We start from the raw sequence: 26,190 nt of genomic DNA, 5'->3' as shown, positions 1-26,190 counted from the left end.
TCCTCGGCGCAGATCAGCGTTTCAGACAGGCCAACCGAGTCTAGTCACCCGATCCGACAGGCGGGCGAACCGTCCTACTGCACGTAGCGGCGCAGGCGGCGGGCGGCGAACTCGCGGAAGTAGGCGACCTTCTCGTCCGGCACGATCGAGGGGAGCAGGAAGTACCAGGCGCGTTCCATGCGGGTCGCCATCTGATCGATGGATTCGGTGCTGACCGCGACGATGTGGACGCCGGTGGTCATCTCCTGCAGCAGCAGGCCGATGGTGTCGGGGTCCAGGTCGGGCTTCAAATCGCCCTGGGTGATGGCGCGTTCGGCGAGCAAACGGTGCGTCTCGCCCCACGTCTTGGCGATATTGTCGCCGGTCGCCCCGCGGTAGTCGCCGATCTGATGGGTCAGTTTGAGCATCGCGCCGACCATCGGATCGTTCATCGTCAGATCCGCCACCACGTAGGTGATCCCGATGCACGCCTCCAGCGCGGGCACCCGCGGATCGAAGAATCCCTGGCAGGCGCTGACCAGTCGCTCGTTGCCCTGATCGACGACGGCGCGGGCCAGTTCTTCCTTGGAGCCGAAGTGAAAGTACAAGGCGCCCTTGGTCACATTCGACTGCGCGATGATCTCCGAGAGAGACGCGTTCGCGTAGCCCAGCCGAAGAAAGACATCGGCCGCGCCCGCGAGCACGGAATCGCGAGTGATCTCCGCACGCGCTTGCCTAGCCATCAGATCCGCCTGTCATCAAACCAGCCATCCTGAAGTAGACCGACATCCCGAAGTTGACCGACATCACAGTTCGAACAGCACTCGAAGGATGGGTGAACCGTACCACCCGGCTGCGCGCTGCCAGCCGATTCGAGCATTCGACCCGTCCTCCTTCGCAATTCGCTGGTTAACTGTCCAGTTCTGCCCCATTAGGACAGACATATCAGACCAAAATTCAGACTGCAGGGTTCGATAAGCCTTTGCCGCTCGGCCATTCCGACGCCAGCTTGGGATCCGCCTCCAAATGCGTGAGCCCGTTCCAGCACAGATTCACCAGGTGCGCGGCCACCACTTCCTTGGACGGCTGACGCTCGTCGAGCCACCAGGTCGCCGCCGTCGCAACCATTCCCACCAGTGCCTGCCCGTAGAGCGTCGCCAGATTCGGGTCCAGCCCGCGGCGCTCGAAATCCCCGGCGAGAATGTGCGCCACCTGATTCACGGCCTCGTTGAGCAGAGACGAGTACGTGCCCTCCGCGGCCGACACCGGCTGATCGCGCATGAGGATTCGGAAACCGTCGGTGCGCTCCTCCATATAGGTGAGCAACGCCAGCGCCACCTGCTCGAGCCGCACCCGCGAACGGTTCTGGGTCAGCGAGGCGGTGATCATCTCGAGCAAGGTCGACATCTCGCGATCGACCACGACCGCGTACAACCCCTCCTTGCCGCCGAAGTGCTCGTACACCACCGGTTTCGACACCTGCGCCCGCGCCGCGATCTCCTCTATCGAGGTCGCGTCGTACCCCCGCTCCGCGAACAGCGCCCGCCCGATCTCGATGAGCTGCTGACGGCGCTGGGTCCCGGTCATGCGCGCCCGCGCGGGCCTGCCACCCTCGCCAGCCGTCATCGATCCGCCTCCCTGCCTCGCCGCCACATGCCCTAACAACTGTCCCAGACTTAACGTCGCCGGGCGGCGCGGGGATCAACTCCACCCGATTTTGCCCAACGCGACAACTGATCTAGCACGATCGGGGTAACTCCCGGGGTACCGGCTGAGCCGGCCGTGTCGGGAACCGCCGGTCCGGAGCGTAAGGCGATGTGCGCCTGGCCGGTCGGCAAAAAACGCGGGGAGGCGGGACAGTTCGACGTTCGGGGGTAGTTCATGCGAGGATCAGACCCGCATGACGCTGCAATCCGCCGTGGTGTAATGGCAGCACAACTGATTTTGGTTCAGTTTGTCCAGGTTCGAGTCCTGGCGGCGGAGCTCGCGAGCAGGGTCGATATGGTTGGCCCCGCACAATCGCTGACCACCTGTGGCCCAGCAAGAACTGACTCAGCACACGATGACCGGCAGCCGAGGGAGATCCATGCCACAGCAGACCGCCGTCGTCGTTCTCGCCGCCGGAGCCGGAACCCGAATGCGGTCCAAGACACCCAAGGTGTTGCACCCGCTCGCCGGTCGGAGCATGCTCGCCCACGCGCTGCATGCCGCGCACGAGATCGACCCGACGTCGCTCATCACCGTGATCGGCCACGACCGCGAGCAGGTCGGCGACGCGGTCGGCAAGGTGGGCGCGGAACTGGGACGCCAGATCACCCTGGCGGTGCAGGAGGAACAGCGCGGCACCGGGCACGCGGTGCAGTGCGCGCTGTCGGTGCTGCCCGCGGACTTCACCGGCAATGTGCTGGTCACCTACGCCGATGTGCCGCTGCTGGACGGGCACACGCTCAACGCGCTGCTCGACGAGCACAACAGCTACTCCGACGGATCCGCGGTCACCGTACTGACTTTCGAGCCCGAGGACCCCAACGGCTACGGCCGCATCGTGCGCGATGCCCAGCATCGGGTGATGGAGATCGTCGAGCACGCCGACGCCACCCCCGAGCAGGCGGCCATCACCGAGGTCAACTCCGGCGTCTACGTCTTCGACGCGGCCGTGTTGCGAGTCATGATCTCGCGCATCGATACCGCCAACGCCCGCCACGAGCTGTATCTCACCGATGTGCTCAAGCTGGCCCGCGAGGCCGGGCATCCGGTGCACGGCGCGCGGCTGATCGATTCCGCCAAGGTCACCGGCGTGAACGATCGGGTGCAGCTGGCCGGGGCCGCGCGCACCCTCAACCGCTACATCCTGGAGCGGCACATGCGCGCCGGGGTCACCATCGTCGACCCGGGCTCCACCTGGATCGACGGCAATGTGGTGATCGGCCGCGACGCGATCATCCGCCCGGGCGTACAACTGTTGGGCGACACCGTGATCGGCGAGGACGCCGAGATCGGACCGGACTGCACGCTCACCGACGTCACCGTCGGCGACGGCGCGAAGGTGGTCCGCACGCACGGCGAGAAGGCCAATATCGGTCCGGGCGCGAGCGTGGGGCCCTTCGCCTACCTGCGGCCCGGCACCTCGTTGGGCGAGGCGGGCAAGATCGGCACCTTCGTCGAGACGAAGAACGCGTCCATCGGCTCGCATTCCAAGGTCCCGCATCTGAGCTACGTGGGCGACGCCACCATCGGCGAGTACAGCAATATCGGCGCGGCCAGCGTTTTCGTCAATTACGACGGGGTCAAGAAGCACCACACCACGGTCGGCTCGCACGTACGCACGGGCAGCGACAATATGTTCGTCGCGCCGGTCACCGTGGGTGACGGCGCGTACTCGGGGGCGGGTACTGTACTGCGCAGAAATGTTCCACCGGGAGCGCTCGCGGTCTCGGGTGGTGCACAGCGCAACCTCGAAGGCTGGGTGCAGCGCAATCGCCCCGGCACCGATGCAGCCCGCGCGGCCGAAGCGGCCCTCGCGGCTCTCCCGGATCAGCCGGGAACCACCGAGATATCCACCGAGCAAAAGGATGGCGAACGTCAGTGACCGCGTTCTCTACCGATAACCAGAAGAACCTGATGCTGTTCTCCGGACGCGCTCATCCCGAGCTCGCCGAGGCGGTGGCCAAGGAACTCAATGTCCACGTCACCCCCCAGACCGCGCGCGACTTCGCGAACGGCGAGACCTTCGTCCGGTTCGAGGAATCGGTACGTGGCTCGGACGCCTTCGTGCTGCAGAGCTTCCCGGCCCCGCTCAACCAGTGGGTCATGGAGCACCTGATCATGATCGACGCGCTCAAGCGCGGCTCGGCCAAGCGCATCACCTCGGTGCTGCCGTTCTACCCCTACGCCCGCCAGGACAAGAAGCACCGCGGCCGCGAGCCCATCTCGGCCCGCCTGATCGCCGACCTGCTCAAGACCGCGGGCGCGGACCGGATCATCACCATCGACCTGCACACCGATCAGATCCAGGGCTTCTTCGACGGCCCGGTCGATCACATGCACGCGCAGGTGCAGCTGGCCGAGCACATCCGCGTCAACTACGACCTGTCCAACATCACCGTCGTCTCCCCCGACGCCGGTCGTGTGAAGGTCGCCGAGAAGTGGGCGAACTCGCTGGCCGACGCGCCGATGGCGTTCATCCACAAGACCCGTGACCCGCTGGTGCCCAACCAGACCGTCTCCAACCGCGTGGTCGGTGAGGTCGAGGGCCGCACCTGCATCCTGATCGACGACATGATCGACACCGGCGGCACCATCGCCGGCGCGGTCAAGGTGCTCAAGGAGGCGGGCGCGGGTGACGTGGTCATCGCCGCCACCCACGGCATCCTGTCGGCCCCGGCCGCCGAGCGGCTCGCGAGCTGTGGGGCCAAGGAGGTCGTGGTGACCAACACCCTGCCGATCGACGAGTCGAAGAAGTTCCCCACGCTGACCGTGCTCTCGATCGCCCCGCTGCTGGCGCAGACCATCCGCGAGGTGTTCGAGAACGGCTCCGTCACAGGGCTTTTCAACGGCAACGCGTAACCGCCCGCACGACAGCGCCCCTTCCGAGTGTCGGAGGGGGCGCTGTCGTATGAAATGGGGGTGGCAATGGATGTCCGATTCCTGCCGCACGCGGTAGCGTTGGACGCGGACTCGGTGTTTGCTACTTGTGCGCTGATCGCGCGGAGAGGTGGTGCCGAATGGCCGACCGGCCCGACGAGGACGACGCCCGACTCATGGACGAGGTCTTCGAAACCGATCAGGTCTTCGACAGTGACGTCGACAACCTCGACTACGACCTCGGCGACGACGATCAGGAAGACGACATCCGCGAATACGAGCGGTACATCGCCGATCCGCCCGAGGATCTGGTCATCCGCAATCGCGAGAACGACGACACCGGTCGGCTCGGCATAGGAGCCGAGCTGGACCAGGAGTGGACGCGGCGACGGCAGCGCGAGGAGTACGTGGCCGAGGACGACCGGCCCGCCGAGGTGGCCGCCATGGAAATTGTCGACGAACCAGGCGATTAGGACAGTTGCATAGCGAGTCCGGTAGCGGGAAACCTTAGGAGAGGCGTCACACCACGACCGAGGAGGGCGCGACATGAGCACGCCACCGAACGAACCCGGTACGCCGCACGAATCAGGTACGCCACACGGTAAGGACGACGCGGAGCCGCTCGATCTGTCCAAAAAGGACGACGACGCGACGGCCGCCGACCACCCCGCACCGGCCGACTCCACACCATTTCCCCCGCTCACCCCGCCCGCGTATCCGCCGGGCGGCGGCTACGCGGCCCCACCCGGAGGCGCGCATCAGCCCTACCCGCAGGGCTCCCCGCCGCCGTACCCACAGCAGTTCGGACCCGGCGATCAGCAGTACGGGCAGCCCTACGGTCAGCCGTACCAGCCGTATCCCGGCGGTGCGGAATACGGTGCGCCCCCGCCGCGCAGCGGCTCGCAGGTGTTCTCCATCATCGGCTTCGTCTGCGCGGGCCTGGCGCTGCTGCTGTGCCCGATCCTCGGGATCGTCGGCATCGTGCTGGGCGTGGTCGGCAACAACAAGGGCGAACCGCTGGGCAAGTGGGCGGCCATCGCGGCGGGCGTGTGCATGATCATCGGCATCGGGATAGGGCTGGCGGTCGTCGGTTCCTCGCGATGAATAATGGCTAGCCATGACCGCATTCACCGGGTTCCCGCTCGCCGGACTCGATTTCTACGAGGACCTGGAAGCCGATAACTCCAAGGCCTTCTGGAACGCCCACAAGCAGGTATGGGAAGAGTCCGTGCGGGACCCGATGAAAGCCCTTGTGGCCGAGCTGGAACCGGACTTCGGCGCGGCCAAGATCTTCCGGCCGTACCGGGATGTGCGCTTCGCCAAGGACAAGTCGCCCTACAAGAACCATCAGGGCGCGGTGGTGTACAGCGCGCAGTACTCCGGGTGGTACGTGCAGATCGGCGCGGCCGGGTTGCGGGTGGCGGGCGGCATGTACGCCGCCTCGCCCGCACAGCTGACCGCACTGCGGGCGGCCATCGACGACGAGGTGCGCGGCGCCGAACTCGAAGGGCTGATCGCCCAGCTGGTTTCGGCCGGATACACCATCGGCGGCGACCGACTGACCACCAAGCCCAAGGGCTACGACATCGACCACCCCCGCATTGAGCTGCTTCGCCATAAATCCCTCACCGCTGGAAAGGATTTCGGCGCGCCCAAGTGGCTGACCACGCCCCGCGCCGCCCGGGAGATCCGGGCGGCGTGGGAGCAGATGCGGCCGCTGATCGAGTGGCTGGCCGCGGTCACCGACCAGAAGTAGCGCTACCGGCGCTCGGCCAGGATCAGGGCGAAGCGGTCGTCCGGATCGGTCCAGATGTGCTCGGTGGTGAAACCGGCTGCGTCCAGTTCGGTTTCGAGGGTCTCGCGGCGGAATTTGGCGGAGATCTCGGTGCGTAGCTGCTCGCCCTCGGCGAATTCGACGGTGAGGTCGAGATCCTGGATGCGGACCGTCATGGGTTCGGTGGCCTCCAGGCGCATTTCGATCCACTCGTGCTCGGCGTCCCAGATGGCGACGTGCGCGAACTTCTCCGGCTCGAAGTTCGCGCCCAGCCGGGTGTTGAGCACGTGCAGCACATTGCGATTGAACTCCGCGGTGACACCGGCGGCGTCGTCGTAGGCGGGCACCAGCACCGCCGGGTCGATGACCAGGCCCGCGCCCAGCAGCAGCTGTTCGCCCGGTTCCAGGACATCCCGGATGCCGCCGAGGAATTCGGCGCGCTCGGCCGGGACCAGATTGCCGATGGTGCCGCCCAGGAACGCCACCATGCGCCGCCCGCCGCCGGGCAGATTGTCCAGCGTGCCGGTGAAGTCGCTGACCACACCGTGCACGCCCAGGCCCGGGAACTCCGAGGCCACCTCGTCGGCCGCCATGCGCAGCGCCGACACCGAGACATCCTGCGGCACATAGCTCTTCAACGGTCCCTCGGCCTGCATGGCATTGAGGATCAGCCGTGTCTTGGCTGCCGATCCCGCGCCCAGTTCGACCAGTACCTCGGCCCGCGCGATCCGCGCGATCTCGGCCACCACCCGCTCCAGCAGCGCTCGCTCGGTCCGCGTCGGGTAGTACTCCGGCAGCTCGGTGATCTTCTCGAACAGCTCGCTGCCCCGCGCGTCGTAGAACCACTTGGGCGGCAGCCACTTCGGCTCCGCCGTCAACCCGCGCCGCACATCGTCGCGCAGCGCGGTGGTCAGGTCTTCATCGGTGAGATGAATCTCCACCGTTGCCGTATTCATGAACCAGCCCTTCCGATCTCGATATCCAGTGGCTCCACCGAAACCCGCCCGCCCCGCACGCGCACCAACTGCCGATCGGCAATCGGCCGCCACCGCGGATCCTCATCGAACGGTTCCGAGGCCACCACCACGAACCCGTCGGCCTCCAGGACCGACAAAGAGTGATGCCACGTCGTGGCCCAAACCCCCACCCCATCCCCCAACAACAGGTTCAACCGCGCCTCCGGCGACCGCCGCAACACCGCCGCCATGACCACCCGCAACGCCTCCCCCGCCTCCGTCGCTCCCACCCGACGCGGAGAGGCCGCCGCACCGCCGCCTTCGGTGGTGGAGGACCAACCCCAGGCCCGAACCTCCGGCGGCTCATCGGATCCCGCAGTGACACGGACGGTCGAGCCGAACGCGACCGCCGCGCCGAAACCGTGTGCCTCGGAACGCACCGAATTCGTGTGGATCGAACCGGAACCACCCGCACTGTCGAGCAGACCGCGCAGGATCACCCAGAGGGTGGCCGAGTCGGTGAGGGATTCGGCGTCGAGCAGTGAGGGGGAGCCGAATTCGGCTGCCACCTCGGTCAGGACCCGTCGCCAGTCGGGGATCGCGCCGTTGTGGCTGAAGGCCCAGCGGGCGTGGGTGAAAGGGGCGCAGGCGGCGCGTTCGACCGGCATTCCGACCGTGGCGGAACGGATTGCGGCCAGCACCGCGGTGGAGCGGATCTGGGGCAGCACCTCGTCCACGGCCGGATCCGTCCAGATCGGGGCGGCATTGCGGTAGCGGCTGACGACCAGATCACCTGCGGCGGAATCCGTCTCGTCCGCCTCGGCGGACTCGGCGGAGGCGCGGATGTCCGGGGTTGCGCCGCCGTGCCAGATGACGCCGGGGCCGTGGTCGGGGGACGCGGCGTCGGGGTGGTGCCACCAGGCGACGCCGAAGCCGTCGGCGTTGATCGTTCCGCCGCCGCGCATTTCGCGAGGTGCCCAGGATTGGGTGCGCAGCGAGTGCGGGCCACGGGTCAGGAGGTCGCCTACCGGGACCGGCGGGCCCAGGTAGGCGAGGTGACGGCACATCAGCGCTCGTCCGGGGTCAGGTCTCTGGCCAGGCGGAAGCCGGAGAAGATCTGGCGGCGGATGGGGTGGTCCCAGTTGCGGAAGGTGCCCCGGGAGGCGACCTGGTCGGCACCGAAGGAGCCGCCGCGCAGGACCCGGTAGTCACCGCCGTAGAAGACCTCGGAGTATTCGCGGTAGGGGAAGGCGCGGAAGCCCGGGTAGGGGTCGAAACCCGAAGCGGTCCACTCCCAGACGTCACCGATCAGCTGATGCACGCCCGCCGGGGAGGCACCGGCCGGATACGCGCCGACGTCGGCCGGTTCCAGGTGGTGCTGGCCGAGATTGGCGAGTTGCTCGGTGGGATCGGTGTCGCCCCAAGGGTATCGGCGCGAGCGGCCCGTCTCGGGGTCGAAGCGGGCGGCCTTCTCCCATTCGGCCTCGGTGGGCAGGCGTTTGCCCGCCCAGGTCGCATACGCCTCGGCCTCGAACCAGCACACATGGACCACCGGCTGGTGCGCACGCAGCGGTTGCATGGTGCCGAAAACCCTGCGCCACCAACGGCCTCCGGCATCCTGCTCCCAGAATTGGGGCGCGATCAGCCCGGCCTCGACGCGGTGGGCCCAGCCGCGCTCGGACCAGAGTTCCGGGCGCTCATAGCCGCCGTCGTCGACGAAAGCGAGGTACTGCTCATTGGTGATGGGCGCGGCATCGATCGCGAACCCGTCGACGTGCACCGGATGGGCCGGGCGTTCATTGTCGAGCGCCCACGGGTCACTATCGGTGCCCATGACGAATTCCCCTGCGGGAATGACGACTTCGCCCGTGACCGCCACCCGCGCGGGCGGCGTCGGCGGCGCGGACAGCACGGCCTGCCCGACGCGCAGCTGGTGGGTGGCCAGCATGGTCTCGTCGTGCTGCTGTTCGTGCTGGGCGATCATGCCGAAGGCGAAACCACCCTCGACCAGCCCGTCACCGCGTAATGGGCTGTGCTCGAGCACATCCCACACCTTCTCGCGCACGGTGCCGACGTACTCGCGGGCCTGCCCCGGATTCAGCAGCGGCAGCGCGGGCCGATCCGCGCGGGCGTGTTTGAAGGCGTCGTAGAGGTGATCGATGTCCTGGCGCACGGGTTCCCGCCCGCCGACATCGCGGACCAGCCACAGTTCTTCCTGATTTCCAATGTGCGCGAGGTCCCAGACCAGGGGACTCATGATGCGCGAATGCTGGGCGACCAGCTCGGCCTCGTCGACGCATTCGGTCAATCCGATGGTCCGTCGCCGCGCCCGTTCGAGCGTGTCCGCGATGCGTGCCCGCAGCCGCTCGGTCTCGGCCCGGTCGGTGCCGGGCAGGTGCTGAATTGTCATGACAGAACTCCCGATTCGTGTTCGCCCTGCGCGGGCGGCCGACCGCTGCGACATCGGTCGGCGGCGGCGGCCAATGCCTTGGCGGCCTCCGGTGTGGCGGCGTGTGCGGTGGCCAGCTCGAGCAGCGCGACGGCGGTGGCTCGCAACTGCGGATCGGCCAGCCCGTGGCGGGCGGCCTCGGACCAGGCGGCCGCGGTCGGCGCGGCCAAACCCTGTGCCTCCGCGACAATTCCGGGCCCGGACAGCAGCGCGTCGAAGGCGTGCACCGGCACCGTCCACCCGTCCCCCGGCTGCGCGTCGAGGTAGCGGACCTCGAGGTGCCCGGCCGCGCGGACCGGCGGGAAGACCGTGGTCAGGTGGTAATCCAGATCGTCGCGATCCGGCCGCCGCCCGATCTCCGCGTCCAGCGCCCCGCACAGCCAATCGGCGAAGGTGGCCCCGGGCGGGGCCGTCCAATCGGCGGCGCCCGGATCGCTCGCGGGGATGCGGGGACGCACGCACAGCAGCGGCACGTCCAGCACCCAGCGCGCGTATCCGGCAATGGGATCGGCCCAATCGTGCACTGGCGGACGGGTCCGCAACTGGTCGAGCCGCTGCCAGGCCCGCATGCGCTGCGACGCCCAGTCACCGGGCGGGGCGGAATGCAGGTCGGGCGAGCAGGCGAAGGCGGCCAGCAGGGCCGGGCCCATGGCGTACAGGACATTCCACCGGGCCGCGATCTCGACGGGATCGGCGCCCGCGTCCACGCTGACCTGGGTGGCGGCCGTATTGCACATCATGAGCGCGCCGAATGGCCCGATACCGGCGAAGGATCGCTCCATGGCCCGGTACCGCGGCAGCTGCAGCACACGCAGCGGCCGCCGACCCGCGTCGGCGGCGGCGGAAAAGGTGCGGATACCGCGGGATTCGAGCAGCTCCCGCAGGCGGATCGTGTCTGCCCGCAAGCGCTCACACAGTTCGGCGGCGGTGCCGAACGGGGCACTGGACAGTTCGATCTGACCGCCGGGTTCGAGAGTGACCCGGCTGCCTCCCGGCAACGGAACGGCCGGGGAATCGGGGGAAATAGACCGCGGCGCATGCGGTCCGAGTGCGTCCGCGAGAGCCCGCAGGCTCGGACGCGAGCGTGATGCCGACGGTTCACCCTGCGCGGTGAGCCACTCGAGTTCGGCACCGATGAGTGACGGTGGACCCTGTTTGAAACAGACTTTTCCGACGTAAGCCTCGGCGGCGGCGCGTGAGGAGAAGTCGCCGCCGGGCTCCGATTCGGCCAGGCCACTGTGCAGCACATCGGTCGGTGACGCCGTGACAGCCATTGCCAACCTCCGTCTGATGCGGTCACCGCCAGGGGCTCGACGGCGACCCCAACCAGAGTAGCGAGGGTGTATGACAAGAAATCTGACGAAATGGAGAACACCGCAACCGATATGGTCGATGCCATGCTGGATATCGCGGGGTTACGGGCCGATACACCTGGTTGTGAAAATCAGGTATTTCTCGATAGTGCGGGCTCCTCGCTACCGCCCCGGGTCGTCGTCGACACCACCATCGCCCACCTGCGGCGCGAGGCCGAGATCGGTGGCTATCGCGCGGCCAACGAGCGCATCGACGACCTGCACGGCGTCAAGACGGCGCTGGGCGAGCTGATCAACGCCGACCCGGCCGCCCTGGCGCTCAGCGACAGCGCCAGCCGCTCGTGGAGCGACTTCTTCTACTCGGTCCCGCTGGCCCCGGGCGACCGCATTCTGATCTCGGGCGTGGACTACGGCAGCAATGCCATCGCCGCCCTGCAACGCGCCCGGCAGTCCGGCGCGACGGTGGAGGCGATTCCCAGCGACTCGAGCGGGCAGCTCGATCTGGACGCGCTCGAGGCCATGCTCGACGAGCGCGTGAAACTGGTGTCGCTGGTTCATGTTCCGACCAATGGCGGTCTGGTGAACCCGGTCGCCGAGGCCGCCCGCATCGCGCATCGCGTGGGTGCGCTGGTGCTACTGGATGCCTGCCAATCGGCCGGGCAGCTACCGCTCGACGTCGCCGAACTCGACGTTGACGCCCTCTCGGCGACCGGCCGCAAATGGCTGCGCGGCCCGCGCGGCACCGGCTTCCTCTACGTCCGCCCGGAGCTGGCGCTGAGCCTCGAGCCCACCCGCCTGGACCTGCACGGCGCCGAATGGACCGCCGCCGACGACTACGTCCTGGCCCCCGACGCCAGCCGCTTCGAATTCTGGGAGTGCGGCGTGGCCGCCCGCCTCGGCCTGGGCGCGGCCGCGCGCTATCTGCTCGACCACGGCCCGGCGCAGGTCTACGCGGCCATTGCCGAGCGCGCCGAGTACCTGCGCAAGGCGCTGCAGGAGATTCCGGGGGTGGATGTGCGCGACCGCGGCACCCAGCACGCGGGCATCGTGTCCTTCACCGTCGACGGCCTGGAACCGGTCCAGGTCCGCGACCGCCTGGCCGCCGAGGCCATCACCGTGACGGTCAGCTTCCGCGGGTCGACGCTGCTGGATATGTCCGCGCGCGAACTGAATTCGGTGGTGCGCGCCTCCCCACACTGCTTCGTGAGCTTCGAGGACCTCGACACCTTCGTGCGGGCGGTCGCAGCGCTCACCTAGGGCGGCGACCCCGGCGGAACCGGACGCGAACCGGCGAAAACGGTTAACGGCCTGCACTCGACGCGGGATATTTGTGGTGCTGGTTCTGCGCTCGAGGAGTCATCGTGAGCCGCTTCACCGAGGAAATGTATGCCACCGCCCGCGTCTCCCGGCGGGGGCTGGTGACGGGGGAGCCGGATGCGCCGGTGCGGCAGGGGTGGGGTGAGATTCACGAGATCGCGCGGCGGATGGCGGGTGGTCTGGCCGCGGCCGCAATCGGGCCGGGTGACGCGGTGGGTGTCCTGGCGGGCATGCCGGTCGATATCGCGCCCGCCTGCCAGGCGGTGTGGATGCGCGGGGCCTCGATCACCATGCTGCATCAGCCGACGCCGCGCACCGATCTCGCGGTGTGGACACGCGACACCGAGACGGTGCTGGGCATGATCGAGGCGCGGGCGGTGATCCTGGGCGCGCCGTTCGAGATCGCGGAACCGCTGCTGCGCGAACGCGGGATCGCGGTCATCACCATCGACGCCATGCGGGCGGGCGCGCCCATCGATCCGGTGCCGACCGGCGAGGACGATATCGCCCTGCAGCAGTTGACATCCGGCTCCACCGGCTCACCCAAGGCGGTGCGGATCACGCACGGCAACTTCTACGTCAACGCCTACGCCATGTTCGATCGGGTGAAATTCCAGCTCGACGAGGACGTGATGGTCAGCTGGCTGCCGCTGTTCCACGACATGGGGATGGTCGGATTCCTCAGCGTGCCAATGCAGTTCGGCGCGGAAGTGGTGTGCGTGACGCCAATGGACTTCCTGACCCGACCCATCCTGTGGGCCGAACTCATCTCGAAGTACCGCGGAACGGTCACCGCCGCACCGAATTTCGCCTACTCGCTGCTGGCTCGCCGGCTGCGCAACGCCGCCGACGGCGCGGTGGACCTGAGCAGCGTGCGCTACATGTGGAACGGCGCGGAACCCGTCGATGCCGACACCATGGACGCCCTCGCCGAGGCGGGAAAACGCTTCGGGCTCAACCCCATGTCCCTGACCCCCGTCTACGGCATGGCCGAAACCACGCTCGCCGTGAGCATTCCCGATCCAGGCCTGGGCCAGGTCCTCGACGTCGTCGACGCCGACCTCCTCGAGGCCCTCGGCAAGGCCGTCCCCGTCCGCCATCCCGAACACCACCACGGCAATGTCCGCCGCCTGCCCACCCTCGGCTACCTGGTCGACAATCTCGAGGGCCGGGTGGTCGACGCCGAACGCCAGCCGCTGCCCGTCCGCAGTGTCGGCGTCATCGAATTACGCGGCCCCGCCGTCACTTCCGGCTATGTCACCGTCGACGGCTTCCGCCCCGCCCAGGATCCCGACGGCTGGCTCGACACCGGCGACATCGGCTACTTCACCGAGGACGGTCTGGTCGTGGTGTGCGGCCGCATCAAGGACGTCATCATCATGGGTGGCCGCAATATCTTCCCGACGGATATCGAACGAGCCGCCCTGCGCGTCAAGGGCGTTCGTCCCGGCAACGCGGTAGCGGTCCGCCTCGACGCGGGCCAGAAACGCGAAAGCTTCGCCGTCGTAGTCGAATCCAACGACTTCCAGAACCCCGAGGAAGTCCACCGCATCGAACACGACATCGTCCACGCCGTCTTCTCCGAAGTAGGCGTCCGCCCCCGCACCGTCACCGTCCTCGGCCCCGGCGCCCTCCCCAAGACCTCCTCCGGCAAGCTCCGCCGCTCAGCCACCGCGACGCAGCTCCATTGAACTACCCTGGAACAGAAGATCAGGCTGAACAACGAGGACAGGACGTCGGATGACTGCCACGCTACCCGAGTGGATGTATCCGCCCCGGCCGAGCGGCTGGGAGGCGGACGATCTCGACCGAATTCCGAATTTGCCGCGTCACACCGAGCTGATCGACGGAGCACTGATCTTCATGATGTCCCCGCAACGATCCTGGCATGCTCGCATCATTCTGCGCCTCACCGACGCATTGGCAGCCCAGGCACCGGAGGGATACACCGTCGAACCGCAGATGACGGTCAAATTGAGCAAGCGAAGCCGCCCTGAGCCCGACGTAGTGGTCGCCGCTGTTCCCTACGATGCGAAGCGGACCCAATTTCTGGCAGACGAGGTCTCACTCGCGATCGAGGTGGTTTCCGATGAGTCTCAGGAACGCGATCGAGAGACCAAGCCGTTCAAGTATGCGCGTGCAGGTATCCGCTACTACTGGCGAATTGAAGACGAAGGCGGCGCTCCCGTCGTCCACTCCTACGAACTCGATGAACTCACTCGCTCGTATGTGCCGACCGGGCCCCACCGAGACAGTCTGAGCATGCGAGTCCCGTTCCCGATCGAAATCGACCTCGATAAACTCGCGCGCTGATCCGACCGCGTGTCAGTGCAGCTGGTTCTGCGCGGTTTCAAGGCCGACGCGCAGCAGGAGCTCGACCGCGTCGGCGGCCTGCTCGACGATCACCGGAACCTCTTTGCGCTCCGGCGCGGAGAAGGGCTTCAGGACGAAATCGGCGGGGTCCTGGCGGCCCGGCGGGCGGCCGATGCCGAAGCGGACGCGCAGATAGTCCTTGGTGGTGAGGGCCTGCGAAATCGACCGCAGCCCATTGTGTCCGCCCTCGCCGCCGCCGCGCTTGAGTCGCACGGCACCGAACGGGAGGTCGAGTTCGTCGTGGACGACGATCACCTCGGTGGCGGGGACGGAGAAGAATTTGGCCAGTGCGGCGACGGGCCGCCCGGACAGGTTCATGTAGGTGCGCGGCTTGGCCAGCAGCACCTTGCGCCCATCCAGGCGGGCCTCGAGCAGATCCGCGCCGGACTTCTTGTGCACGGTGAAACGGCCGCCGACGCGCTCCGCGAGCACATCGGCGACCATGAAACCGACATTGTGCCGGGTGCGCTCGTATTCGGATCCGGGATTACCCAGTCCGACCACCAGCGTGGGCCCGGCGTTTGCCTCGGTCATCTAGAACCGTTGCGGGAGTAGGGAATTACTCCGCGGCGGCCTCTTCGGAAGCGGCCTCTTCGCCGGCCTCTTCCTCGGCGGCGGCGGCCGGGGCGGCGATGATGTTGACGATCAGGGTCTCGGCGTCGCCGGCCAGGGTGACACCCTTCGGCAGCGCGATCTGGCCCGCGAGGATCTGGGTGCCGGCCTCGACGCCCTCGATGGAGACCTCGATGGACTCGGGGATGTGCAGGGCCTCGGCCTCGATGGAGAGGGTGGTGGTGTCCTGCTGGACCAGGGTGCCGGCGGCGGCCTCGCCGACCAGGGCGACGTGCACGTCGGCGGTGACCTTCTCGCCACGACGCACGATCAGCAGGTCGGCGTGCTCGATGTAGCGGCGGATCGGGTGGACGACGACCGACTTGGTCAGCGCCAGCTGCTTCTTGCCGTTGATGTCCAGGTTCAGCACGGCGTTGGTGCCGTGCTCACGCAGGATGGCGGCGAAGGCCTGGGCGTTGACGGCCAGGTGCTGCGGCTCCTCGTTGTGGCCGTACAGCACGGCGGGAACATTGCCGTCGCGACGGGTACGGCGGGCAGCGCCCTTGCCGAACTCGGTGCGAACAGTGGCTTCGAGAAGGCTGGCGTCGGACATGTCTGTCTACTCCTACGGCTCGTCCGGGCTGTAATGTCAGCGGGTCGCCAGGCGACGGGGCCGCCCTGGCTGAGGTTGGTCTGCTCGTCGGCGAAGACCAACATGGACGGCCGAATAGGCCGAGCCGCGTCGATCACGGTGGGCAGCTGGGTGCCACACCCTCGCCGAGACAACCTGAAGACTCTAACATGCCGTCCGAAGGCCTCCGCGGCACCCCCCGGTTCGCGTTCCGCGGGCGCGCATTCCCAGAAATTACACAGGAACTATTCGCGGTCTTGTTCGAAAGATACTGACACACTAGCGTTCCGAACGATTCCCGAAACCTGCGGGGAAAGTAAAAAGGAACAGTCTTTATGAACAACATTCGCCGGTTCGGCCTGAGCGCCGCGGGCATTGCCGCCATCTCCGCCACCGTCGCCCTCACCGCCCCGCTCGCCGCCGCGGACACCGCCAGCAATGGCATGACGGTGGTCGGCAGCAACTTCACGACCGGTAACGCGTACACCATCAACATTCTGACCGGTGTCACCGGCGTCACCGCGAATGTGTACGACACCGTCAATGGCAGCAATGCGCTCGTCGGCTCGGCCACCTCCACCGACTCCGCGCAGGCCTCGGTCCAGTGGACCCCGACCACCGCCGGGTCGCACCACCTGTGGGTCGTGCTGACCGGCGGCTCGCAGTCGGTGCCGACCTCCGGCCCGGTCGACATCACCGTCGCCGACGCCTCGACCTCCACCACCGGAACCGGCAGCGCGAGCAGCCTGTTCCCGCTGATCGCCAACCTGCTGGGCAGCCTGGCGGGCGGCAACGGCGCCAGCGTCGGCTGACGGTTCGACCACACGCGGCCGGTTGCCCGGATCCCCCAAGGGGTTCGGCGCAACCGGCCGTTGCCGTTTCCGGGTCGCGAATCGGCCGTTCCCGGGTCTTGAATCCTTCAGTCTGAAGCACTACCGTTTCGCATCATTCCCCGCTCTCGGGGATGCCTTGCACCATAAGGACACTGCTTCATGAAGAGCATTCGCCGACTCGGCCTCAGCGCCGCGGGTATAGCCGCCATCTCCACCGCCGTCACCTTCGCCGCACCGTTCGCCAGCGCGGACGCCGTCGCGGGTGACAGCCTGCAGTTCGTCACCAATGCCAACGACTGCCCGCCGACCCCGACTCCGACGCCGACCCCCACTCCCACCCCGAAGCCCGGGGGCACCGGTAGCTCGACCTCCGGGCTCACCTCCGTCATCGACGGTCTACTGAAGGGCCTCGGCGGCGCGGGTGGCGGCGCCACCTCCAGTGGTACCGCCTCGAACGTCGGCTGAAAACCGACGGCCGGTTATTCGGATTCGCGCGGGATACCGAATAACCGGCCTTTTCGCCTATGCGGCCCGTGCGGTGAAAGTGGCCGCGTAGCAATCGACATAGGGGCGACCCGAGCGGCGCACGATATCGGCCATCAGATCATCGGTGGCGCGACGCACGGCCTGCTGATCGGCGGGCAGGAAATAGCGGGGCTGGCCGAAGGAAATGCGAACCTTGGCCGGACGCAGGAAACGCCGATTGCGCGGATTCACCCGATCGGTGCCGGACAGGACGACCGGAATGACCGGTGCGCCGGTCCGCATGGCCACCCGAATCACGCCGGTGCGTCCGCGATAGATGCGACCGTCGGGTGAGCGCGTGCCCTCGGGGTGGATGCCCCAGACGCCGCCCGACTCCAGAATCCGCACGGCCGCCGCGAGCGAATCCGACCCGGCGGTCCCGCCGCTGCGGTCCACCGGCACCTGTCCGGTCGCGTTCATGACGAAGCGATTGATTCGGCCACGGAAGCCACCCTCGGTGAAGTACTCCTGCTTGGCAATGAAGGTGACCTTGCGGCGCAGCACCAGGCACAGATAGAGCGAATCCACCACGGCCAGATGATTCGCAGCGATGATCACCGGGCCCTCGTCCGGAACATGGTGCAGCCCTTCGACCTTCGGTCGACCCAACAGCCGCAGCATCGGTCCGACCAGCACTCGCTTGAGCAGCCAGTACCACATGACATTCCTCCCGAAGGCCCGCGTAGACACTGTCTACGTGTCTACCGCACCCGCGTAGACACTGTCTACCCCTGTCGGTGAGAATGTGAGGCATGACTTCGGTTGAGCCACTGCGGGAACGGTTGGTGACGGCGGGCGTCGCCATGCTCGAGGACACCGGGGCCTCGCAATTGGGTTTGCGCGCGATCGCACGCGAGGCGGGTGTCTCCCACGGCGCACCACGCCGGTACTTCCCCACCCACACCGCGTTGCTCGCCGCCATCGCCGCCGCCGGATATCACGATCTGCGCGCCGAAATCGAAGCGGTGCAAGCAGATTCACCCCGCCACCGAGTGGATCGTACGGGTCTGGCCTACGTGGAGTTCGCCGTCCGCCGCCCCGAGATGTTCGCCCTCATGTTCCGGCACGACCTGCTCGAGGGTGCGGGTGAGAATCTGCGCGAGACGGTGTCGCTGCCGCTGTTCCGGCATTGGCGCGAGTTGGTCTCGAGCTGTGTTCCCGATCCGACCGGCGAACGCGCCATGTGTCTGTGGACGAATCTGCACGGGCTCGCGGTGCTCGCCGCCAACCGCAGTCTCGAGGCGGTCGCGCCGGAGGCCGACCTGCGCGCACTGGTCCTGGGATCCATCGCCCGGTACCTCGGGACTCCCTCCTGACCTGGACCGGCCGGTCGGGCGACGGGGCCCGTCGCGTACCCTGGTCCGGTTGCCTCGTCTGCACAAAAGGAGTCCCCCGTGAGTTCCCCGACTGCCAGCGCGACCCCTGCTACCTCCGGGCGGCTGGCCGACGAGGCGGCGCGGCGGCGCACCTTCGCGGTGATCTCCCACCCGGACGCCGGTAAGTCGACGCTCACCGAAGCGCTGGCGCTGCACGCGAAGAAGATCTCCGAGGCCGGTGCCATTCACGGCAAGGCCGGACGCAAGTCCACCGTCTCCGACTGGATGGAGATGGAGAAGGCGCGCGGCATCTCGGTCAGCTCCACAGCGCTGCAGTTCGAATACGGCGACTGCGTCATCAATCTGGTGGATACCCCGGGTCACTCCGATTTCTCCGAGGACACCTACCGCGTGCTCACCGCGGTCGACGCCGCGGTCATGCTCATCGATGCCGCCAAGGGTCTGGAACCGCAGACGCTCAAGCTCTTTCAGGTCGCGCGCGATCGCGGCATCCCGGTCATCACCGTCATCAACAAGTGGGACCGGCCGGGTCAGGCACCGCTGGAACTGCTCGACGAGATCGTCGAGCGCATCGGTCTGACCCCGACCCCGCTGTTCCTGCCGGTCGGCATCGCCGGTGACTTCCGCGGCCTGCTGCGCCGCGGCGCGGAGGGCGCGCCCGTCGAGTACATCCACTTCACCCGCACCGCGGGCGGCGCGACCATCGCCCCCGAGGAGCACTACACGCCCGAACAGGCCGCCGAGCGCGAGGGCGAAGCGTGGTCCACCGCCGCCGAGGAGAGCGAACTGCTCTCCGCCGCCGGGCAGGACCACGATCAGGAGATGTTCCTGGCCGGGCAGACCTCGCCGGTCATCTACGCCTCCGCCATGCTGAATTTCGGTGTGCGCCAACTGCTCGACACGCTCGTCGAGCTCGCGCCGCCGCCGCGCGCCCGCAAGGACGTCAAGGGCGAGCCGCGCGAGACCACCGCGCCGTTCAGTGCCGTCATCTTCAAGGTGCAGGCGGGCATGGACACCGCGCACCGCGACCGGCTGGCGTTCATGCGCATCGTCTCCGGCGAGTTCGAGCGCGGCATGGTGGTGACCCACGCCCAGACCGGGCGGCCCTTCGCCACCAAATACGCGCTGACCGTGTTCGGCCGCGAGCGCACCACCGTCGACACCGCTTATCCGGGCGATGTGGTCGGTCTGGTGAACGCCACCGCCCTGGCCCCCGGCCACACCCTGTACGTGGACAAGAAGGTCGAGTTCCCGCCGATCCCGTCCTTCGCGCCCGAGCACTTCGCCACCCTGCGCGCCCAGAGCGCGGGCAAGTACAAGCAGTTCCGCAAGGCCATCGACCAGCTCGACTCCGAGGGCGTGGTGCAGGTGCTGCGCAATGACGCGCGCGGCGACCAGTCGCCGGTGCTGGCCGCGGTCGGCCCCATGCAGTTCGAAGTCGTCACCGCGCGAATGCAATCCGAGTTCAATGTCGAGACCCAGCTGGATCATCTGCCGTACCAGTTGGCCCGCCGCACCGACGCGGAATCGGCCGAGGAGCTCAACCGTCAGCGCGGCGTCGAGGTCTTCACCCGCACCGACGGCGCGATCCTGGCCCTGTTCAGCGACAAGTGGCGGCTGCAGTACATCAGCAAGGAAATGCCGAAGCTCACCCTCGAACTCCTGGTCGCCGGAACGGAATAGGCCTCAGCCCAGCGTGCCCGTGCCGTCCTGGCTGCTGGGTTCGATGCGGGGTGAATCGGCCGGGTCGCGGGCGATGAGGCCCCAGCGGCTCGAGGTCAGGCGCAGGCTGGGTAGGTCCGAGAGGGACAGCACCACTTCGTAGGTGCGTTCGTAGCCGGTGTGGGCGATGCGCCAGCGGCCGTCGTCGCAGAGCACGTAGCGGTCGGAGTAGAAGGCCGCGCCGCGCAGCAGCATGTTGTGGCCCGGGATCAGAACGGTGTCGGCCAGATACCAGGTGCCGGTCGCGGTGTCGCCGTCCACGTCGATTTCCGGGTGGTCGCAACGGTGTTCGGTGATGACGTGCGGACCGAGGGTGTTCCGCATGAAGGCCAGGAACGCGTCGCGCGATTCGAACTGCAGGTACTCGCTGTAGGTGGCGGTGGCCTCGGGAATCATGGTGTCGGCGAACTCGTCCCACGCCTTGGTGTCCAAGGCGCGCAGATAGCGGAACTTGAGCCTGCTGATCGCCGCGACCGCATCGGGATCCATACCGTCCACAATCCCATCAGGTGTAGGAAAGCTTCAGAGATCGGCACAGATCTGTACCGGATCGCTATCAGGCCGGTACAGAGGCATGACGACTCGGGGTTGACACGGTCGGGAGTACCCGAAAGTTCGCGGGTTATCCGTTGATGCTGAAGCAGGTGTTGCAGAAGTCCTCGCCGAATTCGGTCAGCCGCAGGCTCTTTCGAACGATCTTGGGCACCCGGCCCGCCTTCTTGAGCGCCTGCTCGACCACCGGCTGCACCTCGAGCACCATGTAGCGCGAGAGCACCACCGGATCCTCCGAGGTCATGGTCAGGCCCAGCCGGTTGAGGTTGATCAGGTAGTGGCGGGCGCGGTCCGGATAGCGGACGCCGGACTGCTCGGGCACCGAGGTCAGATCGCCCGCGACCAGCTCGGAGCCGATGCCCAGCGGCCGGTTGGTGCGCACGTCGACCGACGGCTGCGGGCCCTGCAGGGCCATGAAGCGCAGGATGCGCGCCTCGTCCGGGGCGAGCTGATCGAGGATGCGGTCGTAGGCCGGGTGCACGTCCTCGGTGAAGTAGACGTCGGCCGAGCGCGCCAGCAGCGCGTCGCCGCGGCGGCGCAGCTCCTCGGTGGTGGCCGAGCGCACGAGCCCGGTGCTGATGGCCTGCTGCGGCGCGCCCATGGGAGTCGGTACGTAGCTGACGATCTCGCGCACCGAGCCCTCGGTGACGCCGAGCGCGCTGCGGGCGATGGACCGCAGCGCCGCCCCCGTGCGCTCCGCGATATCGGCCGAGGATTCGCCGTCGAGTGCGGCCTGGGTCAGCTGTTTGGTGATCTCGAAGCTGGTGCCGACCGCCCACTCGGTCCCCCGCACCGCGGTGCCCGCGGCCAACCCCGCCGCCCGGAAGACCCCGCGGATCAGGCGGGCCTCATTGCTGATCTGCCGCTTCTCCACATCCGAACTGCGTTCCACGGCACGAGGTCCCGGACGGGCCACGTCCTGACCCGGGATCCTGTCTTCCGCCACGTCCATCTCCGAATATCGCCAGGTGAACCCAATCGTCCACAAGATTATTGCCCCCGACGGACCTGTGGGCACGTTGAACCCGCAAGCCAGACGAAGGTTACCCCAGTCACCGCGCGCCCCTGCGACACGCATGACCCCCAACACAACCCGCACACGCGCCGATATGGATGTGGTCCCCGCCATTCTCGTGGTCCCATCAAGGGAGAGGAACACAGGGACCACCCACTGTGACCGAGATCTCCGACTCAGACACTGCGTGGCTGGACTCGATTCCTAAAGAGCCAGTAAGGTCCGAATCGCCGATGGGGTAGTCAACGCCGACGGCGGTGCGTTGCGGGATCGGCAGGAGGGCGTCGTGCTAGAGAGTGTCTTCGGGGTACATCCGACAATCCTCCTGGAATTGATCACCATCCCGTTGTTCACGGGCGTGATCGGTTACATCACCAACTGGACCGGCGTCCTCATGCTGTTCAAACCGATCCGGTTCCACGGTTTTCGGCTGCCGGGGTTGGCCGCGGTGTTTCCCTTGCTGCCCAAGCGGATTCAGGTCCTGCCGCTGCTGCAGTACGACGGGCGCATCGGCTGGCAGGGGATCGTGCCGTCGCGCGCGGACAAGATGGCCAGCATCGCGGTGGACAAGGGGTTGGCGAAACTCGGGAATGTCGCCGACTTCTATCGCGAACTGGAACCCGACAAGCTGGCCGAACATTTCGTCGAAATCGCGGACCTGCAGATTCGCGACATTGTCGAGGACATCCTCAAACGCGAGCATCCGCAGCTCTGGTACAACCTGCCGGGCGGGGTCAAGGAGATGATCCACAGTCGGGTGCGCGAGCAGTTGCCCGACATTCTGCGCGAGCTGACCGATGAACTCGGCAACAACATCGATCAACTGCTCGACGTGAAGTCGATGACGATTCGCTACTTCCAGGCCCGCCCGCAGATGCTCAACTCGGTGTTCCAGGTGCTCGGGGCCAAGGAACTGCGGTTCATGCAGAACTTCGGCTTCTACTTCGGCGCGCCCATGGGTCTGGTGCTGGTCGCCATCCTGCATCTGACCGGATGGTCGTCGCTGGTGGTGCTGCCGGTCGGCGGGGTGATCATCGGCTGGGTGGTCAACTGGATCGGCATCAACCTGATCTTCGAACCGGCGTACCCGAAGTGGTGGTGCCCGTGGCGGCAGGGGCTGCTCATCAAGCGGCAGGACGAGATCACCGAGGGCTACGCGGATCTGGTGGCCAGCGAGATCATGACCGTGGCCAATATCGGTGACGAGTTGCTCAACGGCCCGCGCGCGGACCGGACCATGCAGATGCTGCAGGACACCCTCAAGCCCGCGGCCGATCGGGCGCTCGGGCCCGCCCGCTCGGTGGTCAAGTTCGCCCTCGGCAGTCGCGAATACGACTCGCTGCAGGACTCTTTCACCTCCGAGGCCCTGACCATCGCGCCCATCGCCTTCGCCGACCCGGCCTTCAATGTGCGCCAGGGCAAGCAGGTGCAGGAGTACATCGCCAAACAAATGTCGGCGCTGCCGCCGCCGGAGTTCGTGGACATGCTGCGATCGGCCATCAAACAAGACGAATGGCTTTTGTTCGTGCATGGCGGTGTGCTGGGGCTCATTGCCGGATACGCTCATCTCCTGATCTTCGGAACAGGAGTGGCGAGCGCATGGCTATAACCGAATCCGGCAGCGACGCGGACGATCCCACCGGGGTCGATGGCGAAAACGCTGGTCGGGAAGGCGAAATCGCTCTTCGCGAACCCGCGCCGCTGCCGGTGCCGGTGTCCCACAGCACGAATCGAGGCTCCGCCGGCCCGGTGCGCGCGACCGCCGGTGTGGTGGCGGTGGCCGTCTCCGCGGCGGTGGAGGCCAGTTTCTGGGGTCTGCACACCGCGTTGGGGGTGACCTCGGTGGTGGTGCGCGGCAGCATGGCCGGGCAGCCGCCGCGGGCGATTCTCTCCGAAGCCGGTGCGCAGGTGCGGCATTCGGTGCGGCAGGCGTTGGGGGTCACCGCGCCCGAGGCCCTCGAGGAGTCCGCCGAACCCAGTCCCACCAGCGTCTTACGCGCCCGCGGGGCCGAATTACTCCGCCGCTCGGCCGATTTCCACGCCGACGAGGTCGACCACCACCACACCGCCTACTCGCGCATCCTGGGTGAGATCACCCCGGACGAGGCGCGCATCGTGCGACACCTGTACCTGGACGGGCCGCAGCCCGCGGTGGAGGTCCGCACCGGACGAACCTCCTACCGCGGCACGTTCAATCTGCTGGGCGAGGACGCCGCGCTGCGCTACCCGAACCAGATCGGCGAGTACCTGGCCAATCTCGACCGCGTCGGACTCATCCACATCACCCGCGAGGCCCTCGGCAACCCCAACCGCTACCAGTTGCTCGAGGCCCTGCCCGAGGTGCGCCGCCTGCTCAAGCGCGCCAGCTTCGGCACCAAGGTCCTGCACCGCACCATCGAATTGAGCTCCTTCGGCGCGGGTTTCGTCCGCACCTGCCTGCCGGTGCCGTCCTTGGATCTCGAACAGCACGGCTGACGGGTCAGCTGTCCGCCAGTTCCAACCAGCGCTCTTCGGTGGCTTCCTTCTCGGCTTGCACCTGCTTGAGCTCGGCTCCGAGGGTGACCAGCTTGTCCGGATTGGTGGCGGCCTCGGCGAGGGCGGCGTGCAGCTTGTTCTCGCGGTCGGTGAGTTTTTCCAGGGTGCGTTCCAGCTTGGCCAGTTCCTTGCGGGCGGCGCGGTAGGCGGCCGAATCCGTGGCGGGGGCGGCGGAATTCGAGGCAGCGGGGGTGGCCTTGACCACCGGCGCGGTGAGGGCGGCGCGTTTGCGGAGGTATTCGTCGATGCCGCCGGGGAGGTTGGTGAGTTTGCGGTCGCCGAACAGGGCCCAGGTAGTGTCGCAGATGCGCTCGATCAGGTAGCGGTCGTGGGAGATGACGACCATGGTGCCCGCCCAGCCGTCGAGCATGTCCTCGAGCTGCTGCAGGGTGTCGATGTCGAGGTCGTTGGTGGGCTCGTCGAGCAGCAGGACATTGGGCTCGGCCATGAGGATTCGGGTCAGCTGCAGGCGGCGGCGCTCACCACCGGAGAGGTCGCCGACGGGGGTGCGCTGCTTGGCGGGGCTGAAGCCGAGCCGTTCGGCGAGCTGGCCGGCGGAGATCTCCTTGTCGCCCAGCATCATTCGCTGCGCGACGTCCTGGACCGCCTCCAGCACACGCATGTTCAGCGGCAGGTCGTCGAGTTCCTGGCGCAGCCAGCCGATCTTGACGGTCTGGCCTTGAATCCGCTTGCCGGACTTCAGGTCCGCGTCGCCCGCGAGGGCGCGTAGCAGGGTGGTCTTGCCGGAGCCGTTCACGCCGACCAGACCGACCCGCTCGCCGGGCGCGAGCCGCCAGGTCAGATCGGTCACCAGTTCGCGGCCGTCGGGGGTGGCCAGGGTGGCGTTCTCGAGCTCGATCACCACGCGGCCCAACCGCTTTCGCGCGAAGGAGGCCAGCTCGACGGTGTCGCGCGGCGGCGGCACATTGGCGATCAGCGCCTCGGCGGCCTCGATGCGGTACTTCGGCTTGGAGGTGCGGGCCGGTGCGCCGCGACGCAGCCACGCCAGTTCCTTGCGGGCCAGGTTCTGGCGGCGCGCCTCGCTGGCGTCGGCCTGGCGGGAACGCTCGGCGCGGGCGAAGATCCAGTCGTTGTAGCCGCCCTCGTAGGTCTCGACCTTGCCGCCCTGGACTTCCCAGGTGCGGGTGGCGACGGTGTCGAGGAACCAGCGGTCGTGGGTGACGACCACCAGCGCGCTGCGGCGGTTCAGCAGGTGCTCGGCCAGCCACTGCACGCCCTCGACATCGAGGTGGTTGGTGGGCTCGTCGAGCACCAGCAGATCGAGATCGCGGACCAGGGCGGCGGCCAGCGCGGTGCGGCGGCGCTCACCACCGGAGAGATTGGCGACGGGGGTGTCCATGCCGAGGTCGGCGATGCCGATGCCCTCGACCACGGAGCGAATGCGGGGGTTGGCGGCCCATTCGTGCTCGGCCACACCGTCGGTGCGCTGATCCTCGGCCAAGCCCGCGAGCACGACCTCACCGACGGTCGCGCCCTCGGGGAGCACACCGCGCTGGGTGACCACGGCCATGCGCAGATCACCGCGGCGGCTCACGCGTCCGGAGTCCGGCCCCTCGATGCCTGTAAGCACCTCGAGCAGCGTCGTCTTACCGCCACCGTTCAGACCGACGACACCGATCCGCTCCCCCTCCTGCACCCCGAGGGACACATTGTCGAGCAGCGGCTTGATGCCGAAGCTCTTGGAGACCGCTTCCAGGTTGATCAGGTTGGCCATGAGCAATT

26 protein-coding genes and 1 tRNA gene are annotated in these 26,190 nt (G+C 67.5%); 15 read left to right on the top strand and 12 right to left on the bottom strand.

Translation table 11 applies throughout. From position 1 onward, the window contains the following. Positions 1 to 74: 74 nt before the first annotated feature. Entirely contained in the window at positions 75 to 722 is a 648-nt protein-coding gene (locus VMT65_RS02525; protein WP_326306269.1) for a TetR/AcrR family transcriptional regulator, read from the bottom strand. A gap of 214 nt (positions 723 to 936) precedes the next feature. Continuing rightward, entirely contained in the window at positions 937 to 1,566 is a 630-nt protein-coding gene (locus VMT65_RS02520; protein ID WP_326307416.1) for a TetR/AcrR family transcriptional regulator, read from the bottom strand. A 325-nt stretch (positions 1,567 to 1,891) separates the two neighbouring features. Between VMT65_RS02520 and VMT65_RS02515 the strand changes: the two genes are divergently transcribed. The 6 genes from VMT65_RS02515 to VMT65_RS02490 all read left to right on the top strand — a co-directional run bounded on the left by VMT65_RS02515 (position 1,892) and on the right by VMT65_RS02490 (position 6,319). Next, positions 1,892 to 1,962: transfer RNA gene (locus VMT65_RS02515), tRNA-Gln, on the top strand. A 103-nt stretch (positions 1,963 to 2,065) separates the two neighbouring features. After that, a complete protein-coding gene (glmU, locus tag VMT65_RS02510; RefSeq protein ID WP_326306268.1) occupies positions 2,066 to 3,568 on the top strand; it encodes a bifunctional UDP-N-acetylglucosamine diphosphorylase/glucosamine-1-phosphate N-acetyltransferase GlmU in 1,503 nt (500 codons plus the stop codon). After that, positions 3,565 to 4,545, top strand: a complete 981-nt coding sequence (locus tag VMT65_RS02505) for a ribose-phosphate diphosphokinase (RefSeq protein ID WP_326306267.1) — start codon at positions 3,565 to 3,567, stop codon at positions 4,543 to 4,545. Before glmU ends, VMT65_RS02505 begins: the two co-directional genes overlap by 4 nt. 158 nt (positions 4,546 to 4,703) lie before the next feature. Next, a complete protein-coding gene (locus VMT65_RS02500; protein ID WP_326306266.1) occupies positions 4,704 to 5,036 on the top strand; it encodes a hypothetical protein in 333 nt (110 codons plus the stop codon). Between the two features lie 73 nt (positions 5,037 to 5,109). Continuing rightward, complete coding sequence (locus tag VMT65_RS02495; protein ID WP_326306265.1) at positions 5,110 to 5,667, top strand: DUF4190 domain-containing protein; 558 nt, start codon at positions 5,110 to 5,112, stop codon at positions 5,665 to 5,667. Positions 5,668 to 5,680: 13 nt separating this feature from the next. Further along, positions 5,681 to 6,319 (top strand): DUF2461 domain-containing protein, encoded by a 639-nt coding sequence (locus tag VMT65_RS02490; protein ID WP_326306264.1) that lies wholly within the window; start codon positions 5,681 to 5,683, stop codon positions 6,317 to 6,319. A gap of 2 nt (positions 6,320 to 6,321) precedes the next feature. On the opposite strand, the gene egtD is transcribed toward VMT65_RS02490, so the two are convergent. Genes egtD through egtA form a run of 4 tightly spaced genes read right to left on the bottom strand, consistent with a single transcriptional unit; the run spans position 6,322 to position 11,016 of the window. Continuing rightward, complete coding sequence (egtD, locus tag VMT65_RS02485; RefSeq protein WP_326306263.1) at positions 6,322 to 7,293, bottom strand: L-histidine N(alpha)-methyltransferase; 972 nt, start codon at positions 7,291 to 7,293, stop codon at positions 6,322 to 6,324. After that, positions 7,290 to 8,360, bottom strand: a complete 1,071-nt coding sequence (locus VMT65_RS38355; RefSeq protein ID WP_442790159.1) for an ergothioneine biosynthesis protein EgtC — start codon at positions 8,358 to 8,360, stop codon at positions 7,290 to 7,292. Before VMT65_RS38355 ends, egtD begins: the two co-directional genes overlap by 4 nt. Continuing rightward, positions 8,360 to 9,703 (bottom strand): ergothioneine biosynthesis protein EgtB, encoded by a 1,344-nt coding sequence (gene egtB, locus VMT65_RS02475; RefSeq protein ID WP_326306262.1) that lies wholly within the window; start codon positions 9,701 to 9,703, stop codon positions 8,360 to 8,362. The genes VMT65_RS38355 and egtB overlap by 1 nt, the downstream gene beginning before the upstream one ends. Then, positions 9,700 to 11,016, bottom strand: a complete 1,317-nt coding sequence (gene egtA / locus VMT65_RS02470) for an ergothioneine biosynthesis glutamate--cysteine ligase EgtA (RefSeq protein ID WP_326306261.1) — start codon at positions 11,014 to 11,016, stop codon at positions 9,700 to 9,702. Before egtA ends, egtB begins: the two co-directional genes overlap by 4 nt. 123 nt (positions 11,017 to 11,139) lie before the next feature. Between egtA and VMT65_RS02465 the strand changes: the two genes are divergently transcribed. From VMT65_RS02465 to VMT65_RS02455, 3 genes are all read left to right on the top strand, one after another. Continuing rightward, a complete protein-coding gene (locus tag VMT65_RS02465; protein WP_326307415.1) occupies positions 11,140 to 12,312 on the top strand; it encodes an aminotransferase class V-fold PLP-dependent enzyme in 1,173 nt (390 codons plus the stop codon). A gap of 104 nt (positions 12,313 to 12,416) precedes the next feature. Further along, positions 12,417 to 14,063 carry a fatty acyl-AMP ligase gene (locus VMT65_RS02460; RefSeq protein WP_326306260.1) on the top strand — a complete coding sequence of 549 codons (1,647 nt, stop codon included), beginning with the start codon at positions 12,417 to 12,419 and terminating at the stop codon, positions 14,061 to 14,063. 49 nt (positions 14,064 to 14,112) lie between these two features. Then, complete coding sequence (locus VMT65_RS02455; RefSeq protein ID WP_326306259.1) at positions 14,113 to 14,685, top strand: Uma2 family endonuclease; 573 nt, start codon at positions 14,113 to 14,115, stop codon at positions 14,683 to 14,685. Between the two features lie 12 nt (positions 14,686 to 14,697). Here the strand turns inward: VMT65_RS02455 and pth are convergent, their stop codons facing one another. Further along, positions 14,698 to 15,279 carry an aminoacyl-tRNA hydrolase gene (pth, locus tag VMT65_RS02450; RefSeq protein WP_326306258.1) on the bottom strand — a complete coding sequence of 194 codons (582 nt, stop codon included), beginning with the start codon at positions 15,277 to 15,279 and terminating at the stop codon, positions 14,698 to 14,700. A gap of 25 nt (positions 15,280 to 15,304) precedes the next feature. Continuing rightward, positions 15,305 to 15,910 carry a 50S ribosomal protein L25/general stress protein Ctc gene (locus tag VMT65_RS02445; protein WP_326306257.1) on the bottom strand — a complete coding sequence of 202 codons (606 nt, stop codon included), beginning with the start codon at positions 15,908 to 15,910 and terminating at the stop codon, positions 15,305 to 15,307. A gap of 353 nt (positions 15,911 to 16,263) precedes the next feature. Between VMT65_RS02445 and VMT65_RS02440 the strand changes: the two genes are divergently transcribed. Continuing rightward, complete coding sequence (locus VMT65_RS02440; RefSeq protein WP_326306256.1) at positions 16,264 to 16,740, top strand: hypothetical protein; 477 nt, start codon at positions 16,264 to 16,266, stop codon at positions 16,738 to 16,740. Positions 16,741 to 16,920: 180 nt separating this feature from the next. Then, positions 16,921 to 17,226 (top strand): hypothetical protein, encoded by a 306-nt coding sequence (locus tag VMT65_RS02435; RefSeq protein ID WP_326306255.1) that lies wholly within the window; start codon positions 16,921 to 16,923, stop codon positions 17,224 to 17,226. A 57-nt stretch (positions 17,227 to 17,283) separates the two neighbouring features. Here VMT65_RS02435 and VMT65_RS02430 read toward each other — a convergent pair whose 3' ends face one another. Beyond that, on the bottom strand, positions 17,284 to 17,946 hold the full coding sequence (locus tag VMT65_RS02430) for a lysophospholipid acyltransferase family protein (RefSeq protein WP_326306254.1): 663 nt from the start codon (positions 17,944 to 17,946) through the stop codon (positions 17,284 to 17,286). Positions 17,947 to 18,038: 92 nt separating this feature from the next. Here VMT65_RS02430 and VMT65_RS02425 point away from each other — a divergent pair, with 92 nt between their 5' ends. Beyond that, positions 18,039 to 18,602, top strand: coding sequence for a TetR/AcrR family transcriptional regulator (locus VMT65_RS02425; RefSeq protein ID WP_326306253.1), 564 nt, complete (start codon positions 18,039 to 18,041; stop codon positions 18,600 to 18,602). Positions 18,603 to 18,680: 78 nt separating this feature from the next. Next, positions 18,681 to 20,306 (top strand): peptide chain release factor 3, encoded by a 1,626-nt coding sequence (locus VMT65_RS02420; RefSeq protein ID WP_326306252.1) that lies wholly within the window; start codon positions 18,681 to 18,683, stop codon positions 20,304 to 20,306. A 3-nt stretch (positions 20,307 to 20,309) separates the two neighbouring features. Here the strand turns inward: VMT65_RS02420 and VMT65_RS02415 are convergent, their stop codons facing one another. After that, positions 20,310 to 20,834: a nuclear transport factor 2 family protein gene (locus tag VMT65_RS02415; RefSeq protein ID WP_326306251.1), complete on the bottom strand. Its 525-nt coding sequence runs from the start codon at positions 20,832 to 20,834 to the stop codon at positions 20,310 to 20,312. 133 nt (positions 20,835 to 20,967) lie between these two features. Further along, positions 20,968 to 21,849 carry a DUF4393 domain-containing protein gene (locus VMT65_RS02410; protein WP_326306250.1) on the bottom strand — a complete coding sequence of 294 codons (882 nt, stop codon included), beginning with the start codon at positions 21,847 to 21,849 and terminating at the stop codon, positions 20,968 to 20,970. A gap of 349 nt (positions 21,850 to 22,198) precedes the next feature. Between VMT65_RS02410 and VMT65_RS02405 the strand changes: the two genes are divergently transcribed. After that, complete coding sequence (locus VMT65_RS02405; protein WP_326306249.1) at positions 22,199 to 23,521, top strand: hypothetical protein; 1,323 nt, start codon at positions 22,199 to 22,201, stop codon at positions 23,519 to 23,521. Then, a complete protein-coding gene (locus VMT65_RS02400) occupies positions 23,512 to 24,387 on the top strand; it encodes an Abi-alpha family protein (protein ID WP_326306248.1) in 876 nt (291 codons plus the stop codon). The genes VMT65_RS02405 and VMT65_RS02400 overlap by 10 nt, the downstream gene beginning before the upstream one ends. A gap of 4 nt (positions 24,388 to 24,391) precedes the next feature. Here VMT65_RS02400 and VMT65_RS02395 read toward each other — a convergent pair whose 3' ends face one another. After that, positions 24,392 to 26,182, bottom strand: a complete 1,791-nt coding sequence (locus VMT65_RS02395; RefSeq protein WP_326306247.1) for an ABC-F family ATP-binding cassette domain-containing protein — start codon at positions 26,180 to 26,182, stop codon at positions 24,392 to 24,394. Positions 26,183 to 26,190: the final 8 nt, after the last annotated feature.

This window comes from Nocardia sp. CDC153 (assembly GCF_035818515.1).
In the GTDB taxonomy this organism is placed as follows: Bacteria; Actinomycetota; Actinomycetes; order Mycobacteriales; family Mycobacteriaceae; genus Nocardia.
The sequence above is the reverse complement of the archived record's forward strand: the minus strand, read 5'-3'. Positions and strand labels throughout refer to the sequence as shown.

Bases quoted from the DNA above. Each gene is read 5' to 3' on its own strand.
- VMT65_RS02525 (WP_326306269.1), bottom strand. From the start codon at position 722: ATGGCTAGGCAAGCGCGTGCGGAGATCACTCGCGATTCCGTGCTCGCG.
- VMT65_RS02520 (WP_326307416.1), bottom strand. From the start codon at position 1,566: ATGACCGGGACCCAGCGCCGTCAGCAGCTCATCGAGATCGGGCGGGCG.
- glmU (WP_326306268.1), top strand. From the start codon at position 2,066: ATGCCACAGCAGACCGCCGTCGTCGTTCTCGCCGCCGGAGCCGGAACC.
- VMT65_RS02500 (WP_326306266.1), top strand. From the start codon at position 4,704: ATGGCCGACCGGCCCGACGAGGACGACGCCCGACTCATGGACGAGGTC.
- VMT65_RS02495 (WP_326306265.1), top strand. From the start codon at position 5,110: ATGAGCACGCCACCGAACGAACCCGGTACGCCGCACGAATCAGGTACG.
- VMT65_RS02490 (WP_326306264.1), top strand. From the start codon at position 5,681: ATGACCGCATTCACCGGGTTCCCGCTCGCCGGACTCGATTTCTACGAG.
- egtD (WP_326306263.1), bottom strand. From the start codon at position 7,293: ATGAATACGGCAACGGTGGAGATTCATCTCACCGATGAAGACCTGACC.
- VMT65_RS38355 (WP_442790159.1), bottom strand. From the start codon at position 8,360: ATGTGCCGTCACCTCGCCTACCTGGGCCCGCCGGTCCCGGTAGGCGAC.
- egtB (WP_326306262.1), bottom strand. From the start codon at position 9,703: ATGACAATTCAGCACCTGCCCGGCACCGACCGGGCCGAGACCGAGCGG.
- egtA (WP_326306261.1), bottom strand. From the start codon at position 11,016: ATGGCTGTCACGGCGTCACCGACCGATGTGCTGCACAGTGGCCTGGCC.
- VMT65_RS02465 (WP_326307415.1), top strand. From the start codon at position 11,140: ATGCTGGATATCGCGGGGTTACGGGCCGATACACCTGGTTGTGAAAAT.
- VMT65_RS02455 (WP_326306259.1), top strand. From the start codon at position 14,113: ATGACTGCCACGCTACCCGAGTGGATGTATCCGCCCCGGCCGAGCGGC.
- pth (WP_326306258.1), bottom strand. From the start codon at position 15,279: ATGACCGAGGCAAACGCCGGGCCCACGCTGGTGGTCGGACTGGGTAAT.
- VMT65_RS02445 (WP_326306257.1), bottom strand. From the start codon at position 15,910: ATGTCCGACGCCAGCCTTCTCGAAGCCACTGTTCGCACCGAGTTCGGC.
- VMT65_RS02440 (WP_326306256.1), top strand. From the start codon at position 16,264: ATGAACAACATTCGCCGGTTCGGCCTGAGCGCCGCGGGCATTGCCGCC.
- VMT65_RS02435 (WP_326306255.1), top strand. From the start codon at position 16,921: ATGAAGAGCATTCGCCGACTCGGCCTCAGCGCCGCGGGTATAGCCGCC.
- VMT65_RS02430 (WP_326306254.1), bottom strand. From the start codon at position 17,946: ATGTGGTACTGGCTGCTCAAGCGAGTGCTGGTCGGACCGATGCTGCGG.
- VMT65_RS02425 (WP_326306253.1), top strand. From the start codon at position 18,039: ATGACTTCGGTTGAGCCACTGCGGGAACGGTTGGTGACGGCGGGCGTC.
- VMT65_RS02415 (WP_326306251.1), bottom strand. From the start codon at position 20,834: ATGGATCCCGATGCGGTCGCGGCGATCAGCAGGCTCAAGTTCCGCTAT.
- VMT65_RS02410 (WP_326306250.1), bottom strand. From the start codon at position 21,849: ATGGACGTGGCGGAAGACAGGATCCCGGGTCAGGACGTGGCCCGTCCG.
- VMT65_RS02400 (WP_326306248.1), top strand. From the start codon at position 23,512: ATGGCTATAACCGAATCCGGCAGCGACGCGGACGATCCCACCGGGGTC.
- VMT65_RS02395 (WP_326306247.1), bottom strand. From the start codon at position 26,182: ATGGCCAACCTGATCAACCTGGAAGCGGTCTCCAAGAGCTTCGGCATC.